We start from the raw sequence: 16,690 nt of genomic DNA, 5'->3' as shown, positions 1-16,690 counted from the left end.
CCGCTCAGCCGTAGCGGCGCAGAATCAGCGAGGCGTTGGTCCCGCCGAAGCCGAACGAATTCGACAGCGCGACATTGATCTCGCGCTTGCGCGCCTTGTGCGGCACGAGGTCGATCGCCGTCTCGACGTCGGGATTGTCGAGATTGAGCGTCGGCGGTGCGACGTTGTCGCGGATCGCCAGCGCCGAGAAGATCGCTTCGACCGCGCCCGCAGCGCCCAGAAGATGGCCGATCGCCGACTTGGTCGACGACATTGAGACCTTGTCCGCATGCTTGCCGACCAGGCGCTCGACGGCGCCGAGTTCGATCGTGTCGGCCATGGTCGAGGTGCCGTGCGCGTTGACGTAGTCGATATCGTCCGGCGTCAGTCCGGCCCGCTTCAGCGCCATCTGCATGCAGCGATAGGCGCCGTCGCCGTCCTCGGACGGGGCGGTGATGTGGAAGGCGTCGCCCGAAAGACCGTAGCCGACCACTTCGGCATAGATCTTTGCGCCGCGCGCCAGGGCGTGCTCCAGTTCTTCCAGCACGACGATGCCGGCGCCCTCGCCCATAACGAAACCGTCACGATCGCGGTCATAGGGGCGCGAGGCTTTGGTAGGCTCGTCGTTGTACTGGGTCGAAAGCGCCTTGCAGGCGGCGAAGCCGGCAAGCGCCATGCGCGAAATCGGCGATTCGGTTCCACCGGCGACCATCACGTCGGCGTCGCCAAGTGCGATCAGGCGGCTTGCGTCACCGATCGCATGCGCGCCGGTCGAACACGCCGTCACGACGGAATGGTTGGGGCCGCGCAGCTTGTGGCGGATGGAAACCTGGCCGGAGGCGAGGTTGATCAGGCGGCCGGGAATGAAGAAGGGAGAAACGCGTCGCGGGCCCTTGTCGCGCAGGATCAGCCCCGCCTCGACGATGCCTTCGAGGCCGCCGATGCCCGAGCCGATCAGTACGCCGGTCGAGGTCTGCTCCTCGTCGGTCTTCGGATGCCAGCCGGCATCGTCCAGCGCCATTTCGGCAGCCGCCATCGCGTAAATGATGAAGGGATCGACCTTGCGCTGTTCCTTCGGCTCCATCCACCGGTCGGCATTGTAGGTGCCTTCGGTCCCGTCGCCCGTGGGGATATAGCATGCGATCCTGGCGGGAAGGTCATCGAATTCGAAGCCACTGACCTGGCGAGCGCCGCTCTGGCCGGCAAGAAGCCTGGACCAGGTCAATTCGGTACCACAGCCCAAAGGCGATACCATGCCGGTACCTGTGATAACGACACGTCTCATCGTCGGTGATCCACCCTATAATTCTCTTGGACCGAGGCGGAGCGCACAGGCGCTGTCCGCAAGCGGGGTCGCGACGGGCCGCGAGGGCCCGTCGGAAATGCAGGATCAGGCCTGGGCCTTCTCGATGAACTTGACGGCGTCGCCGACCGTCAGGATCGAGTCAGCGGCATCGTCGGGGATTTCGACGCCGAATTCTTCTTCGAAGGCCATGACCAGTTCGACGGTGTCGAGCGAGTCCGCGCCGAGATCATCGATGAAGCTCGCGCCTTCGCTGACCTTGTCGGCGTCAACGCCCAGATGATCGATCACAATTTTCTTCACGCGTTCTGCGATGTCGCTCATGTCGGATTCCTCGACCTTTGTTTTGTTCGATGCCGTTCACGGCACCGGGGCACTCAACCAAGCCCGGCACGCGAAGGTTCCGGGCAATTCTTTTTCAACCGTAGATGCCCCCGGGCGCCATCATAGAGCGCCGCACAAAGCTTGTATTCCCCGGTCGACTGCTGGCAGTCATGGCCCGATTAACACGGTTTAAGTCTGCCGCAAAGTCCGAAAATCGCCCGGCAAGCCGCGGTCAACATGCTATTTTCACGCGACAAGCGGGCGTTTTCCGGTCGGCTTCAGATCATTGCCATGCCGCCGTTGACGTGCAACGTCTGGCCGGTCATGTAGCCTGCCTCCGTAGAAGCCAGATAGACGACGGCGGATGCAACTTCCGCGCCGGTGCCCATCCGCTTCATCGGGATGGCCCCCATGATCGTTTCTTTCTGCTTGTCGTTGAGCTTGCCGGTCATGGCAGACTCGATGAAACCCGGTGCCACGCAGTTGACGGTGACGTTGCGGGTGGCGATCTCCTGGGCGAGCGACTTGGAAAAGCCGATCATGCCGGCCTTGGAGGCGCAGTAGTTTGCCTGACCCGGGTTGCCGGTGACGCCGACGATCGACGTGATATTGATGATACGACCGAAACGACGGCGCATCATCGGATGGGTCAGTTCCCGCGTCAGACGGAACACCGACGTCAGGTTCACCTCAAGGACGGCATCCCAGTCGTCGTCGCTCATGCGCACGAACAGGCCATCCTTGGTGATGCCGGCGTTGTTGACGAGGATGTCGACGCCGCCCAGTTCAGCCTCGGCCTTTTCGCCGAGCGCCTTGACTTCGGCGCGGTCCGCAAGGTCCGCCGGAAAAATGTGCACGCGTTCGCCCAGCTCGCCGGCGAGCGTTTCGAGCTTTTCGACGCGCGTGCCATGCAGGCCGACGATCGCGCCCTGCGCATGCAGCGCCCTGGCGATTTCCTCGCCGATACCACCGGATGCTCCGGTTACGAGTGCCTTGCGGCCGGAAAGATCAAACATGGTCCTGTCCCCGTTCATTGGGTCCTGCTTCGTGGTCTCAGCCGCAGAGGTCCTGCAGCAGGTTTTCGATGTCGGTCGCGGTGTTGACGGCATAGCCGGTCACGGACTTGTCGATGCGACGGGCAAGCCCCGTCAGCACCTTGCCGGAACCGATCTCATAGAGCGAGGTCACATCATTGCCGGCGAACCACTCGACAGTCTCGCGCCAGCGAACCTGTCCCGTCACCTGCTGCACGAGCAGGCCGGCAATCGCGGCCGGGTCCGTGACGGGCTGGACGGAAACGTTGGCGATCACCGGGACGACCGGCTCGAGGATCGTGACGGCCGCAAGCGCCTCGCGCATCGCTTCGGCAGCCGGCGCCATCAGCGCCGAATGGAAGGGGGCTGACACAGGCAGCATGACGGCGCGCTTGGCGCCTTTTTCGGTCGCCATACGCGCCGCGCGTTCAACCGCCGGCTTGGCGCCAGAAATGACGAGCTGGCCGCCGCCGTTGTCGTTGGCGATCTGGCAGGACCCGTCGACCAGCGCCTCGTCGCAGATCGTCTGCACGTCCTGGTGCTCGAGGCCGATGATCGCGGCCATCGCGCCCTCGCCGACCGGAACGGCCGCCTGCATCGCGTTACCGCGGATACGCAGCAGCCGTGCCGTATCGAAAATGGTGAACGCGCCGGCGGCACAGAGGGCGGAATATTCGCCAAGCGAGTGACCGGCGACATAGGAAACCTTGTCGCGAAGGATGAGGCCGCGCGCCTCCAGTACCCGGACCATGGCCATCGAAACCGCCATCAGCGCCGGCTGGGCGTTCGCCGTCAGCGTCAGTTCAGCCTCCGGGCCCTCGAACATGACAGAGGACAGCTTCTCGCCGAGGGCGTCGTCGACTTCGGCAAAGACTGCGGCCGCCTCGGGGAAGGTGTCCGCGAGTTCCTTGCCCATTCCGACAGCCTGGCTGCCCTGGCCGGGAAAGGTGAAAGCAATGGTCATGGGGGCTCTCCCGTCGTTGTTTTGCCCCCTCCATTCACGGAATGTGGCACCGAGTCAAGATTTGCGCGCCGGCGCGGGTTGTTCCCAACGCCGCCATGCACGGCAGATTCGCACGAGCAAGCCACCCTTTCTCGCAGGCGCGGCGTGGCCCTGACATTCCCTCGCCGGCGAACGCATTCGCCGGCGCGACTTGAAATTGACGATCGGGAGGTTAAGTTTCGCGCGGTGCGAAACCCAACGCCGGCTGCACCCGTCGGCCGGCGTTCGCCCGCCATTCCCGCAATTCCAGCGCCGCGCCGCAAGGAAGATAATTCGTCATGAAGTACAACATGCTCGGCCGGACCGACATCAAGGTCTCCGAAATCTGTCTCGGCACGATGACCTGGGGCTCCCAGAACAACGAAGCCGAAGCACATCAGCAGCTCGACTACGCGCTCGACAAGGGCGTCAATTTCATCGACACCGCCGAACTCTATCCGACGACCCCGCTCTCGCCCGAGACCTACGGCGACACGGAACGCTTCATCGGCAGCTGGCTTTCCGCGCGCGGCAATCGCGACAAGATCGTCCTCGCCTCCAAGGTCGCCGGCCCGGGACGAGCCTACATCCGCGGCGGCCAGCCGATGACGCGCGCAGGCATCCTCGAAGCAATCGACGGCAGCCTCAAGCGCCTTCGCACCGACTATCTCGACCTCTACCAGCTGCATTGGCCCAACCGCGGCCATTACCATTTCCGACAGGCCTGGACGTACGATCCCTCCAGCCAGGATCCCGCACGAACGGCGGACGAAATGGCCGAGGTGCTCGAAACGACCGGCGAACTCGTCAAGGCCGGCAAGATCCGCGCCGTCGGTCTCTCGAACGAAACGGCCTGGGGCACCATGCAGTTCCTCAAGCTTTCGGAAAGCCGCGGCCTGCCCCGCATCGCCTCGATCCAGAACGAATATAACCTGCTCTACCGCGCGTTCGATCTCGACCTCGCCGAGGTATCCCACCACGAAAACGTCGGGCTTCTCGCCTATTCCGCCCTCGCGGCCGGCCTGCTGACCGGCAAGTACCTTGGCGGCGTCCGCCCCGAGGGCTCGCGGATCACCAAAAACGGCGACCTCGGCGGCCGATACCAGCCGCTGCAGGAGCCGGCGGTCGCAGCCTATATCGCGCTCGCACGCGAACACGGCATCGACCCGGCGCAACTGGCGCTGGCATTCTGCCTCACGCGCCCGTTCATGACGTCTGTGATCATCGGGGCGACCAGCATGGAACAACTGGCGACGGATATCGCAGCTGCGGATATCACCCTTTCGGCAGACGTCATGAAGGCATTGCAAAACCTTCACCGCCGCTATCCGGCACCGATCTGAACCCGTCGGAACTGCCATAGAAACTAAAAACCCGCCATCGCTGGCGGGTTTTTGCTGTCGGGTTGCGGCTTACAGCCTCTTTGTTACTGCCCGTTGCCGCCGGTCGCCGGCGCGGCGTCCGGCTGAACGGGCTGGGGAGCGGGCTGCGTACCGGTTGCCTGACCATCGGTCGGCGGCGTGACCGGAGCAGGCTCCTGCGTCGTGATCGAAGACGTGTTGGCATTCGGGTCGACGCCATCGCCGGTGCCGCTGCCGGTGAAGTAGAATACGCCGCCTGCGACGAGCACGGCGACGATCGCCGCGACGGCCCAGCCAGCTGCGCCGCTGCCGCTGCTGCGCGCGTCGACGATTGTGCTGCGTTCCTCCAGGGGACGGTCCTCCAGCGGACGGTCTTCGCGGATCGGACGGTTCTGCTGCATCGGATCTTGCATGTTTCCTCGCTCCATCTGGTTGCGTCGAGAAGGAGAACGCAGCTTTTACCATCTGGTTCCCCGCTTTTCCGACCGCCGTTCCCCGGATGATCCGCCTCCATCAACGCGCAGCCCCTTGCCTTCCGCGGAAAAATCCGTATAAGCGCGCTGTTCAAAACACCCGGTCGCATCGGCTGGTGGCTGAACGGAGGGCCGCTTCCGGCGACGGGAGCGACAGGAACACAAGCGTTCCGGCCTCCCGTGTCTCCGCTCTCGACCGTATAGATGAAACGCTTTTCTTGCCCGGCCTCCTGGCCTCTAAGATCAGTCGTTGAGGCTTGGCGCCGGTTTCCGGGTGTGGATCAAACGCAAGAAAGGCAAAGCCACATGGCTCTCTACGAACATGTATTCCTGGCCCGCCAGGACGTGTCCGCCCAGCAGGTCGACGCTCTCGTCGAACAGTACAAGGGCGTGATCGAAGCGCACGGCGGCAAGGTCGGCCGGGTCGAGAACTGGGGCCTGAAGTCCCTGACCTACCGCATCAAGAAGAACCGCAAGGCACACTACGCCCTGATGGACATCGACGCCCCGGCTGCCGCCATCCAGGAGATGGAGCGCCAGATGCGCATCAACGAAGACGTTCTTCGTTACATGACCATCGCCGTCGAAGCCCACGAAGAGGGCCCGTCCGCGATGATGCAGAAGCGCGACCGCGACGACCGTCCGCGTCGTGACGGGGACGACCGCGGCCCGCGCCGCGACTTCGGCGACCGCGGCCCGCGCCGCGACTTCGGCGACCGTCCGCCCCGCGGTGACCGCCCCCCGCGCGAAGACCGTGCGTAATCGAAGCTGAAGGAGACAACGACAATGGCTGATATTTCTTCCGCTCCGGCACGCCGTCCGTTCCACCGCCGCCGCAAGACCTGCCCCTTCTCGGGCGCAAACGCCCCGAAGATCGACTACAAGGACGTTCGCCTCCTGTCGCGCTACATTTCCGAGCGTGGCAAGATCGTTCCGTCCCGCATCACGGCCGTTTCCCAGAAGAAGCAGCGCGAGCTCGCCAAGGCGATCAAGCGCGCCCGCTTCCTCGGCCTGCTGCCCTACGTCGTAGCCTAATTCTGGCGGACCCCGCGCGCCGGCTTCGGCCGGTGCGCGGCATGACATTCGGGACGGCGTCCGCGCCATCCCTCTCCCTTCCGCGTTGGGCGCGGATCGGAAAACCACCGGCCAGGCGCGCCACAATCCCGCGCTTCGGCCAAAATCCCATGTTGGGGAGCCGTTTCTGAGATCGAACCTCAGGAAACTCCTCTAACTGTCTCAAAAGACAGGACAGCGCTGTGCAAAACCTGAACTGGATCTCGATCGCGACCGGGCTCGTCGCCGGTGTGACCGCCGCTCTGCTTTCGCTGAGCGCGAACGTCCAGTCGACTCTCGCGATCTTCTTTTTCGCGGGCTCGGCGCTGCCGATTCTGATTGCCGGCCTCGGCTGGGGCAATGCCAGCGCACTGACGGCCGTGATCGCCGGCGGTGCGGTGGCCGCCGCCATGGCCTCCTCGCATTTCGCGCTGCTGATCGTGATCATCACGCTGATCCCCGCCGGCTGGCTCAGCAACCTCGCCAACCTGGCCCGTCCCGCCACCGAGATCGGCGGCCCCAAGGACGCCCTGGCCTGGTATCCGCTTTCCAACATCGTCACCCACCTTGCCGTGATGGTCACGCTCGGCATGATCGCCGTCGGCATGATCATCGGCTACAGCGGCGAACTCGCCAGCCAGATGGTCGACGTGATGATGATGGCGCTGCAGGAGCAGGAGCCGCTCTACAATCCCGACCCGGCCATGATCGCGCAGATGAAGGCCATTTTCGGGCTCGCCCTGCCGCTGGTTCAGGGGGCGTTGTGGGTGATCCTGCTTTTCGCCGCGTTCTATATCGCCTCGGCCATCGTGCGGCTGTCGGGCAAGGGCCTGCGTCCGCGCGAGGACATGCCGACGTCGCTGCGCATGCACCGCAACGCCATCTTCGTCTTCCTCGCCGGCCTCGTGCTGTGCTTCACAGGCGGCGTCCCGGCCATCATCGGCGCGCTGGTCTGCGGCACGTTCGGCGCCGGCTTCGTGCTTTCCGGCTTTGCGATCCTGCATCAGCGCACGCGCGGCAAGGCCTGGCGCCTCGCAGCACTCTGGCTCGCCTATGCGTCGGTCGTGCTGTTCGCCCTGCCGGTGCTTTTCATTCTCATCCTCGGCCTGACAGATACGCGGCGCACGATCGCGCTGACGCCTGCAGCCGACAAGACACAATCGAAATCCAACAACACCTGAGCTTTAGAGAAAGGAACTCAACATGGAAGTAATTCTCCTCGAGCGCATCGCCAAGCTTGGCCAGATGGGCGAAACGGTCAAGGTTCGCGACGGCTTTGCCCGCAACTACCTGCTGCCGCTCGGCAAGGCGCTGCGCGCCAACGAAGCCAACAAGAAGCGTTTCGATTCGGAACGCGCCACGCTGGAAGCCCGTAACCTCGAGCGTAAGTCGGAAGCCCAGACGGTTGCCGAGAAGCTTGACGGCAAGGCCTTCGTCATCGTTCGCTCCGCAGGCGAAACCGGCCAGCTCTACGGTTCGGTCGCTGCCCGCGATATCGTCGATTCGCTTGCTTCGGAAGGCTTCAACATCGGCCGCAACCAGGTCGAGCTGAACACCCCGATCAAGGCGATCGGCCTGCACAGCGTCGTCCTGCACCTGCACGCCGAAGTCGAGATCGCAGTCCAGATCAACGTTGCCCGTTCGGCCGAAGAAGCTGAGCGCCAGGCCAAGGGCGAGACCCTGACCTCGGCCGACGCCATCTATGGTGTCGACGAAGACGCCCTGAAGCCGGAAGACTTCTTCGATCCGGATGCAGACAACGAAGGCGAAGAAGCCTGAGATTGACCCAGACGCGCGGCGGGTACCCCGTCGCGCCGCCACACGGCTGACGCGAAAAAACCCGGGTTGAAATCCGGGTTTTTTTGTTATCTTTTATGGTGATCAGACTGGAATGGCGGTCGGGCCGCTACCAGGCCGGTTACCCGACCAGACCCGCTCCGCCGCAGTATGCGATGGAGTGTGCTGATGACGTTTGTGCTTGCTTCGACGATTTCCCGACTGGTGCAACGCGGAAATCTGACCATGACCTTCAGCGACGGCCGTTCGATGACCGCCGGCGATGGCACCGGAAAAACCGTTCATATCCGCCTCAACAGCAAACGCGCCGAGCGTGGCCTGGTCTTGGACCCCGCCTTCTATCTCGGCCACTACTACGGCACCGGTGATATCGACCTCGTCGAGGGCGACATGTACGACCTGCTGGAGACAGTGTTCACCGGCAATCCGGATTTCAAGTATTACGACAGCCGCTGGAACCGACTTCTCGATCGGGGCCGTTATCTGCTGCGCTGGCTTCGCGAAAGGAATGGCGTCCGCCGATCCCGCAACAACGTCCAGCACCACTATGACCTGACCGGCGCGCTCTACGACCTCTTCCTGGACGAGGACAAACAGTATTCTTGCGCCTATTTCGAAAATCCCGAGCAAAGCCTCGACGACGCGCAACTTGCAAAGAAGAGGCACATCGCAGCCAAGCTGGCGATGGGCCGGCCGGGACTTTCCGTGCTCGACATCGGCAGCGGCTGGGGCGGCATGGCGTTGTATCTCGCCCGTTACCTCGGCGCTCAGGTGACCGGCGTCACCCTCTCGGACGAGCAGTACGCGGTCTCGCGCCAGCGTGCCAAGGACGCAGGGCTGGATCAGGAAGTGAACTTCCTGCTCGAGGACTACCGAAACGCGCCCGGCAGTTATGACCGGATCGTTTCGGTCGGCATGTTCGAACATGTCGGACGCCCGAACTACCTGACCTTCTTCCGCAAGGCCGCCTCGCTGCTGAAACGCAACGGGGTGATGCTGCTGCACACGATCGGACGAACAGATGCGCCGACCACCAACAACCCGTTCATCGAGAAGTATATCTTTCCGGGCGGATACATCCCTGCGCTCTCGGAGGTGATGCGGGCGATCGAGAAGTCCGGGCTCGCCGTCGTGGATATCGAGGTCCTGCGGCTGCACTATGCCGAGACGCTACGGCACTGGCGCGAACGCTTCATGGCGCGGCGCGAGGAAGCCAAGGCGCTCTACGACGAACGGTTCTGCCGGATCTGGGAGTTCTATCTCGCCGCCTCGGAAAGCGCGTTCCGCTGGCAGAACCTTGTCGTCTTCCAGCTGCAACTCGCCCATGACCAGCAAGCCGTGCCTCTGACGCGCGACTATCTGGAGCGTGGCGAAGGCTGCCTGAAGGCGCGCGAGGGTGACGGCAAGGTCCGGCCGGGGGCGCAAAAGTTTCCGCAGGAAGCATCGATCTGAAATCTTCGGCCGGTGCCGTCGGTGCCGGCCGCTTCAAGTCACAGGGGGCAGCGTTGGCTGCATCCCTCCCATCGGCGCAAGGAAGATCGCGTGGGAGCGCCCCCGGCCAACGGTGTGTTGCGCATCCGCTGAAAGGCACGCCGCCGGCCGCGGCAGCAACGCTGGCTTCCGCCCCTCACCGCAGTCCCACTGCGCGAATCTCCCGCACTCCTCGTCAAGCGCGCCGGAGCGGTTTGCCTTGGAGCAGGGTTGATTTTTCGCCGCTGTGGCCTTTGCGCAATGGAGCGGCTGTGGAAAGGTCGAAGACTGTGTCCAAGACTGATTCGGTGTAGCGCTGCTGCCGCCCCGCACGAAGACGACACTTGACCCGTGCGCCCCCCCGGTTGAAAGCAGGGACTTCACTGCAAATGGGATTCGGGAGATTCGGGCCAGATGAACGACGCCGTACGAAAGCTTGCCAGTGCGGGCCGCGACGACCTCGGGGTGCACCATCGCGAGGCGCCGAACAACGTCGAGGCGGAGCAGGCGCTTCTGGGCGCCATCCTGGTCAACAACGACGCCTACTACCGCGTCTCGGACTTTCTCAAGCCGATCCATTTCAACGAACCGCTGCACCGCAAGATTTTCGAGCTGGCCGGCGACACGATTCGCATGGGCAAGATCGCAACGACGATCACGCTGAAAACGCATCTGCCGGCCGATGGCCGCGTCGGTGACCTCACAATACCGCAGTATCTCGCCCGCCTCGCGGCCGAAGCAGTGACGATCATCAACGCGGAAGACTATGGCCGCGCCATCTACGATCTGGCGCTGCGCCGTTCGCTGATCACCATCGGCGAGGACATGGTCAACATCGCCTATGACGCGCCGCTCGACATGCCGCCGCAGAACCAGATCGAGGACGCAGAGCGCCGCCTGTTCGAGCTGGCGGAAACCGGCCGCTACGACGGCGGCTTCCAGTCCTTCAACGATGCGGTTGCGCTCGCGATCGACATGGCCGGCCAGGCCTTCGAGCGCGACGGTTCGCTGTCAGGCATCTCCACCGGCATCCACTCGCTCGACGCGCGCATGGGCGGACTGCAGCGCTCGGACCTTATCGTGCTCGCCGGCCGTCCCGGCATGGGCAAGACTTCGCTTGCCACCAACATCGCCTACAACATCGCTGCCTCCTATGAGCCGGAAGTGCAGGCGGATGGATCGTTCAAGGCAAAGAACGGTGGTGTCGTCGGCTTCTATTCGCTCGAAATGTCCTCCGAACAGCTGGCCACCCGTATCATCTCCGAGCAGACCGAAGTTTCATCTTCGAAGATCCGCCGCGGCGATATCTCGGAGGCCGATTTCGAAAAGCTCGTCGCCTGCAGCCAAATGATGCAGAAGGTGCCGCTTTACATCGACCAGACCGGTGGCATCTCGATCGCCCAGCTTTCCGCCCGCGCACGTCGCCTGAAGCGCCAGCGCGGCCTCGACTGCCTCGTGGTGGACTATATCCAGCTCATGACCGGCTCGGGCAAATCCAGCGACAACCGCGTGCAGGAGATCACGCAGATCACCACGGGCCTGAAGGCGCTGGGCAAGGAGCTGAACGTTCCGATCATTGCGCTTTCACAGCTTTCGCGTGGTGTCGAAAGCCGCGAGGACAAGCGGCCGCAGCTCTCCGACCTTCGCGAATCGGGCTCGATCGAACAGGACGCCGACGTGGTGCTGTTCGTGTTCCGCGAGGAGTACTACGTGAAGAACCTCGAGCCGCGCGACGAGTTCGATCCGAAGTACGAAGAGTGGAAGATGAAGATGGAGCAGGTGAAGGGCACTGCGGACGTGATCATCGCCAAGCAGCGTCACGGACCGACCGGCACGGTGAAGCTCGCCTTTCAGTCCGAATTCACCCGCTTCGCGGACCTCGCGGACCCATCGTTCTCGCAATACGAGGAACACTGAAGAACGGCGTCCCGGTCGCAAGAGGCTGAGAGGGCTCAATGGGCGGGACGCGATGTCTCCCCGCTCAGCGGCCGACCGCCTCCATGCCGCACATTTGCGCCATCAGGTCCAGCGCTGCGCGCACGCGCGCGGTCTGCTTGCCGTCGATCATCGATACGTCCAGGCGGTCCTCGCAGGCGCTGGCCGCACCGTTGGAGGCGCCGTCGAGGGAAATGCGCGTGGTGCAGCTCAATCCACGGCCTTCCAGCACCATCTGCCGGGCGCCGGGGTCGGCGGGTGGCAGGGGATTGCGGCCCGCAATCAGGTCGTCCACCGAAGCGTAGGCCACAGCGTATTCGACCTTGCGCAGGTCAACGCGCGTCAGCGACAGAACCGCCCAGCCGCCTGGCGATTGCAGCGCCGACGTCGTGCGCACGAGGCAGGCGTTGCCGCTGACTTCCAGGCGCGTGACCAGGCGTGGGGCCTGTGCACTGTCGGGCGAAGAGCGATAGATGTCCGTTTCCCCGTCCGTGACTGGCTCCTCCCCTTCCAGATCGAGCCCCAGCAACGTCGCATAGGCCTGGCGGACGTCGATCGGAGCGGGGGCGATGGGCTCCTGCGCTCGTGGTGCCTGAAGCGGCGCGGCAATGATTGCGCAGGCAATCACCCCTGTGGCGAGAGATCTGGTCATCGGATAAGCTCAACATCAATACGGCATCGGTTCTCGCAACGGCAGAATCCGCTCCCTAAGAACCCACATCCACAACCCAGGTGCAACCGGGAACGAGAGAGGCGCGCAACGCATCCCCCGTTTGTCGTTTTGCGCCGCCGCCAGGAGGAATACCCAACCTCCGCCGCCAAGGCTGTTGCTGCGGAATGCCGGAACTTGTATTCCAGAGATATGACGAACAGTGCCGACGCATCCTCCATCTCGTCCTTTCCTGCCGGCCAGATCGGCGAAGAAGCCGCGAGACTGACCGTCGATCTCCAGGCCCTTGCCGACAACTGGCGCCTGATGGCAAAGAAATCCGGCAAGGCAAGAACAGCTGCCGTGCTCAAGGCGGATGCCTACGGGATCGGCCTGGAACCCGCGGCGCGAACGCTCTACCGCGCAGGGGCGCGCGACTTTTTCGTGGCGACGCCCGCGGAAGGCCGGGCATTGCGACCGACCGCCCCGGACGGCCGCATTTTCGTTCTTTCGGGCATGTGGGCCGGATCGGAGGAACTTTTCTTCGAAAACGATCTCGTTCCCGTTGTCGCTTCCAGCGAGCAACTCGCCGTCTTCATGGCGGCGATCGCCGAGCGCGGCGACTATCCGTGCGCCCTTCAGGTCGACACCGGCATGAACAGGCTGGGGCTGTCGCCCGGCGAAGCGCTGGCGCTGGCGAACGATCCCGTGCGACCGGCGAGCTTTTCCCCGGTGCTGATTCTCAGCCATCTCGCCTGCGGCGACGACCCGCTGCACCCGATGAACCGGATGCAGCTCGACCGCTTCCGCGCCGCCACGCGCGCCTTCGACGGGGTCGAGGCGAGCCTTGCCAATTCCGCCGGCGTCTTCCTCGGCGAGGATTTCCATTTCGACCTGACCCGGCCCGGCATTTCCGTCTATGGCGGTGCTGCCGTCAACGGCGAGCCGAATCCGATGAAGCCGGTCGTCACAGCCGAAGCCCGCATTCTGCTGGTGCGCGAAGCGAAGATCGGCGAAGCCGTCAGCTACGGCGCCACCGCGGTGCTTTCCCGCGACAGCCGCATCGCGGTTGCCGCCATCGGCTACGCAGACGGCTATCTGCGAAGCCTGTCCGGCGCCGGTGTGCCGCTGCGCCAGACGGTCAGTTCCGGGGCGAAGGGATACCTGCACGGTCGCCATGTGCCGCTGATCGGCCGGGTCACCATGGACCTCACCCATTTCGACGTGACCGACCTTCCCGCAGGCACTGTCCGCCCGGGGGACTTCATCGAACTGTTCGGTCCGCACATGCCGATCGAAACCGTCGCCAAGGCCGGCGGCACGATCGACTACGTGCTGCTGACCAGCCTCGGCACCCGCTACCGCCGCGACTATATCGAGGCACGGTAGGAACTGTTCTCACCCTGTGTTAAGCTGAGGGAGAGCAGCGGAGGTCGGCATGTCGAACGCAAAGAAGTCCATCGTCGTCGGCGAACATTTCGAAGCCTTTATCGACGAGCAGGTCAGCTCGGGGCGCTACAACAACGCCAGCGAGGTCGTGCGCGCGGGACTGCGCCTGCTGGAGCGGGACGAACTGCAGCTCACCGAATTGCGGCGGCTGATCGCGGAGGGGGACGCCGACATCGACGCCGGCCGCTTCCACGAATACGACACTGCCGAGAGCCTGCTGGAGGATATTGTCCGTCGGTCGGAGTCCGGCCATTAAGCGCCGCCGGGTCGCCTATACAACGACGGCGCGCGCCGATCTGCGTGCCATTCATCGCTACATCGCCCATCAGGACCCGCCCGCCGCCGACCGCTTCGTTCTCGATGTGCACGCGAAAATGCTTCACCTTGCCGATTTAGGCCTGACCGGGATCGATCGCCGCGAAGTCAGCCCGGGTTTGCGATCCTTTGCTTATCGCGACCGGGCGGTGTATTTCCGGCTGACCGATTCTCATCTCCATATCATCCGCATCCTTCACGGCCGGCAGAGCCTGTCGCCGGACGACTTCACCGAAAGCGAGACCTGATGGCCAAGGCGCGCACCCAATTCGTCTGCCAGAACTGCGGCACCGTGCATGCGCGCTGGGTCGGCAAATGCGACGCCTGCGGCGAATGGAACACCGTCGTCGAGGAAGACCCGATGGGCGGCATCGGCGGCGGCCCCGGCAAGACGCCGAAGAAGGGCCGCGTGGTGGCGCTGACGACCCTGTCCGGCGAGATCGAGGAAGCGCCGCGCATCGAGACCGGGATATCCGAACTCGACCGGGTCACCGGCGGCGGCTTCGTGCGCGGCTCGGCGGTGCTGGTCGGCGGCGATCCGGGCATCGGCAAGTCGACCGTGCTGATGCAGGCGGCGGCCGCCCTCTCGCGGCGGGGCCAGCGCGTCATCTATGTCTCGGGCGAAGAGGCCGTGGCGCAGATCAGGCTTCGCGCCCAGCGCCTGGGTGCTGCCGAGACCGACGTGCTGCTGGCGGCAGAGACCAATGTGGAGGACATCCTGGCGACGCTTGCCGACGGCAAGCGGCCGGATCTCGCCATCATCGATTCGATTCAGACGCTGTGGAGCGACATCGTGGAATCTGCGCCCGGCACGGTGACGCAGGTGCGCACCGGCGCGCAGGCGATGATCCGTTTCGCCAAGCAGACGGGTGCCGCCGTCGTGCTCGTCGGCCACGTCACCAAGGAAGGCCAGATCGCCGGCCCCCGCGTCGTCGAGCACATGGTGGACGCGGTGCTCTATTTCGAGGGCGACCGTGGCCACCATTACCGCATCCTGCGCACGGTCAAGAATCGCTTTGGACCGACCGACGAGATCGGCGTGTTCGAAATGTCGGACAAGGGCCTGCGGGAGGTCACCAACCCCTCGGAACTGTTTCTCGGCGAGCGCAACGCGAAGGCGCCCGGCGCTGCCGTCTTCGCCGGCATGGAGGGTACGCGGCCGGTGCTGGTGGAGGTTCAGGCGCTTGTCGCGCCGACCTCGCTCGGCACGGCGCGGCGGGCCGTCGTCGGCTGGGATTCGGCCCGGCTTTCGATGATCCTTGCGGTGCTGGAGGCCCATTGCGGCGTGCGGCTCGGCCAGCACGACGTCTATCTCAACATCGCAGGCGGTTTGCGCATCTCCGAGCCCGCCGCCGATCTCGCCGTGGCAGCGGCCCTCGTTTCGTCGCTGGCCGGCCTTGCCCTGCCGGCAGATTGCGTCTATTTCGGCGAAGTCAGCCTTTCGGGCGCCGTCCGGCCGGTTTCGCACACCGGCCAGCGCCTGAAGGAGGCGGAAAAGCTCGGCTTCTCGCAGGCGGTGCTTCCCGCCGGTTCCGCCGAACTGCCGAAGGGCAATGGCGGGCGCTGGGCAGAGATCGACAGCCTGCCGGACCTGGTGGCAAAAATCGCCGGTTCGAAGGGCGCATTGACACGACCGACCGACGAGGACTGATGCGCAAGCGGCAAGCCGGCCGCGAAATTGGCAAAGCTTTGTGGAAACAGTTCATTGCCGATGAACCGAATTGAGACGCCGCTGACGCGATCGGCTAAGGTGCCGATGCAATTCGCGTCCGGGTCGATAGACATTTCTGGTCTGGAGTAAGACAAACATGCCCATCACACTTCTCGACGGCATCGTCATCGGCGTTGCGCTGTTCTCGGCAGTGCTTGCGATGGTGCGCGGCTTCTCGCGCGAGGTCCTGTCAGTCGCAAGCTGGGTGGGAGCCGCCGCTGCCGCCTACTTCCTCTATCCCGTGCTCGTTCCCTACGCCAAGGAGTACACGACAAGCGATACCGTCGCGATCATCGGCTCGGCCGGCGTGGTCTTCCTCGTCGCGCTCATCGTGATCTCCTTCATCACCATGCGCATCGCCGACTTCATCATCGACAGCCGCATCGGCGCGCTGGACCGCACGCTGGGCTTCCTGTTCGGGGCGGCACGCGGCATCCTGCTCGTCGTTGTCGCCATGCTGTTCTTCAACTGGCTCGTCGCGCCGCAGCAGCGTCCGGGCTGGATCGAGAGCGCGAAGTCCAAGCCGCTGCTCGACAATCTCGGAAGCAAGCTCGTGGCGCTCCTGCCGGAGAACGCCGACAACGAGATCCGCGACCGCCTGCTCGGCCGCCGCGCGCCCGCCGAGGGCACCGAGACGCCGGCGGATGGCACCGATGGAGCGACAGGGCGGGCTCCCGCCACCGGCGAGGAGCCTACGGAAGACGCCCCCGCAACGAACGGATGACGATGCAAGGCTGCTCCGCATTTTTCGCGAGAGCAGCCGCAACGAAAATCTGGTAGGATGAAAACAGCTACCACTGAAGCCTCCGGACTTCGGTGGTAAAGTCGTTAAGGAATACACATATAGGCATCGCG

Annotated in this window: 18 protein-coding genes; 12 read left to right on the top strand and 6 right to left on the bottom strand. The window is 64.2% G+C overall.

What is annotated here, in order from left to right; translation table 11 throughout:
* Window positions 1-4: 4 nt before the first annotated feature.
* The 4 genes from fabF to fabD form a co-directional block, all read right to left on the bottom strand.
* The gene (gene fabF / locus HV823_RS03660) at window positions 5-1,264 is read right to left on the bottom strand and encodes a beta-ketoacyl-ACP synthase II (protein WP_176948378.1); all 1,260 of its coding nucleotides are present in this window, start codon (window positions 1,262-1,264) and stop codon (window positions 5-7) included.
* A gap of 105 nt (window positions 1,265-1,369) precedes the next feature.
* Complete coding sequence (locus tag HV823_RS03655) at window positions 1,370-1,606, bottom strand: acyl carrier protein (protein ID WP_097139127.1); 237 nt, start codon at window positions 1,604-1,606, stop codon at window positions 1,370-1,372.
* Window positions 1,607-1,884: 278 nt separating this feature from the next.
* Window positions 1,885-2,622 carry a 3-oxoacyl-[acyl-carrier-protein] reductase gene (gene fabG / locus HV823_RS03650; RefSeq protein ID WP_176948377.1) on the bottom strand — a complete coding sequence of 246 codons (738 nt, stop codon included), beginning with the start codon at window positions 2,620-2,622 and terminating at the stop codon, window positions 1,885-1,887.
* A gap of 37 nt (window positions 2,623-2,659) precedes the next feature.
* Complete coding sequence (gene fabD, locus HV823_RS03645; RefSeq protein WP_176948376.1) at window positions 2,660-3,604, bottom strand: ACP S-malonyltransferase; 945 nt, start codon at window positions 3,602-3,604, stop codon at window positions 2,660-2,662.
* A gap of 317 nt (window positions 3,605-3,921) precedes the next feature.
* Here fabD and HV823_RS03640 point away from each other — a divergent pair, with 317 nt between their 5' ends.
* Window positions 3,922-4,965: an aldo/keto reductase gene (locus HV823_RS03640; protein WP_176948375.1), complete on the top strand. Its 1,044-nt coding sequence runs from the start codon at window positions 3,922-3,924 to the stop codon at window positions 4,963-4,965.
* Window positions 4,966-5,048: 83 nt separating this feature from the next.
* Here HV823_RS03640 and HV823_RS03635 read toward each other — a convergent pair whose 3' ends face one another.
* Window positions 5,049-5,396, bottom strand: coding sequence for a hypothetical protein (locus HV823_RS03635; protein WP_176948374.1), 348 nt, complete (start codon window positions 5,394-5,396; stop codon window positions 5,049-5,051).
* 366 nt (window positions 5,397-5,762) lie between these two features.
* On the opposite strand from HV823_RS03635, the gene rpsF reads away from it, so the two are divergent.
* The 6 genes from rpsF (at window position 5,763) to HV823_RS03605 (ending at window position 11,693) form a co-directional block, all read left to right on the top strand.
* Window positions 5,763-6,218 (top strand): 30S ribosomal protein S6, encoded by a 456-nt coding sequence (gene rpsF / locus HV823_RS03630; protein WP_097139133.1) that lies wholly within the window; start codon window positions 5,763-5,765, stop codon window positions 6,216-6,218.
* A 24-nt stretch (window positions 6,219-6,242) separates the two neighbouring features.
* Window positions 6,243-6,491 (top strand): 30S ribosomal protein S18, encoded by a 249-nt coding sequence (gene rpsR, locus HV823_RS03625; protein WP_097139135.1) that lies wholly within the window; start codon window positions 6,243-6,245, stop codon window positions 6,489-6,491.
* A gap of 221 nt (window positions 6,492-6,712) precedes the next feature.
* Window positions 6,713-7,690 carry a DUF2232 domain-containing protein gene (locus tag HV823_RS03620; RefSeq protein WP_176948373.1) on the top strand — a complete coding sequence of 326 codons (978 nt, stop codon included), beginning with the start codon at window positions 6,713-6,715 and terminating at the stop codon, window positions 7,688-7,690.
* Window positions 7,691-7,712: 22 nt separating this feature from the next.
* Window positions 7,713-8,288, top strand: coding sequence for a 50S ribosomal protein L9 (gene rplI, locus HV823_RS03615; RefSeq protein ID WP_176948372.1), 576 nt, complete (start codon window positions 7,713-7,715; stop codon window positions 8,286-8,288).
* A gap of 186 nt (window positions 8,289-8,474) precedes the next feature.
* Window positions 8,475-9,758 carry a cyclopropane fatty acid synthase gene (locus tag HV823_RS03610; protein WP_176948371.1) on the top strand — a complete coding sequence of 428 codons (1,284 nt, stop codon included), beginning with the start codon at window positions 8,475-8,477 and terminating at the stop codon, window positions 9,756-9,758.
* 432 nt (window positions 9,759-10,190) lie between these two features.
* Complete coding sequence (locus HV823_RS03605; RefSeq protein WP_176948370.1) at window positions 10,191-11,693, top strand: replicative DNA helicase; 1,503 nt, start codon at window positions 10,191-10,193, stop codon at window positions 11,691-11,693.
* Between the two features lie 64 nt (window positions 11,694-11,757).
* On the opposite strand, the gene HV823_RS03600 is transcribed toward HV823_RS03605, so the two are convergent.
* Complete coding sequence (locus tag HV823_RS03600; RefSeq protein WP_176948369.1) at window positions 11,758-12,363, bottom strand: hypothetical protein; 606 nt, start codon at window positions 12,361-12,363, stop codon at window positions 11,758-11,760.
* Window positions 12,364-12,573: 210 nt separating this feature from the next.
* Between HV823_RS03600 and alr the strand changes: the two genes are divergently transcribed.
* The 5 genes from alr (at window position 12,574) to HV823_RS03575 (ending at window position 16,559) form a co-directional block, all read left to right on the top strand.
* Window positions 12,574-13,749 (top strand): alanine racemase, encoded by a 1,176-nt coding sequence (alr, locus tag HV823_RS03595; protein ID WP_176948368.1) that lies wholly within the window; start codon window positions 12,574-12,576, stop codon window positions 13,747-13,749.
* Window positions 13,750-13,798: 49 nt separating this feature from the next.
* Window positions 13,799-14,065 carry a type II toxin-antitoxin system ParD family antitoxin gene (locus tag HV823_RS03590; protein WP_176948367.1) on the top strand — a complete coding sequence of 89 codons (267 nt, stop codon included), beginning with the start codon at window positions 13,799-13,801 and terminating at the stop codon, window positions 14,063-14,065.
* Complete coding sequence (locus tag HV823_RS03585; protein WP_210270688.1) at window positions 14,037-14,372, top strand: type II toxin-antitoxin system RelE/ParE family toxin; 336 nt, start codon at window positions 14,037-14,039, stop codon at window positions 14,370-14,372. Before HV823_RS03590 ends, HV823_RS03585 begins: the two co-directional genes overlap by 29 nt.
* Window positions 14,372-15,775: a DNA repair protein RadA gene (gene radA, locus HV823_RS03580; protein WP_097139154.1), complete on the top strand. Its 1,404-nt coding sequence runs from the start codon at window positions 14,372-14,374 to the stop codon at window positions 15,773-15,775. The genes HV823_RS03585 and radA overlap by 1 nt, the downstream gene beginning before the upstream one ends.
* A gap of 157 nt (window positions 15,776-15,932) precedes the next feature.
* Entirely contained in the window at window positions 15,933-16,559 is a 627-nt protein-coding gene (locus HV823_RS03575) for a CvpA family protein (RefSeq protein WP_176948366.1), read from the top strand.
* The last annotated feature ends 131 nt before the right edge of the window (window positions 16,560-16,690 follow it).

It is taken from the genome of Mycoplana rhizolycopersici, assembly GCF_013378445.1.
In the GTDB taxonomy this organism is placed as follows: Bacteria; Pseudomonadota; Alphaproteobacteria; order Rhizobiales; family Rhizobiaceae; genus Mycoplana; species Mycoplana rhizolycopersici.
This window is presented reverse-complemented; position numbering and strand designations above follow the sequence as displayed.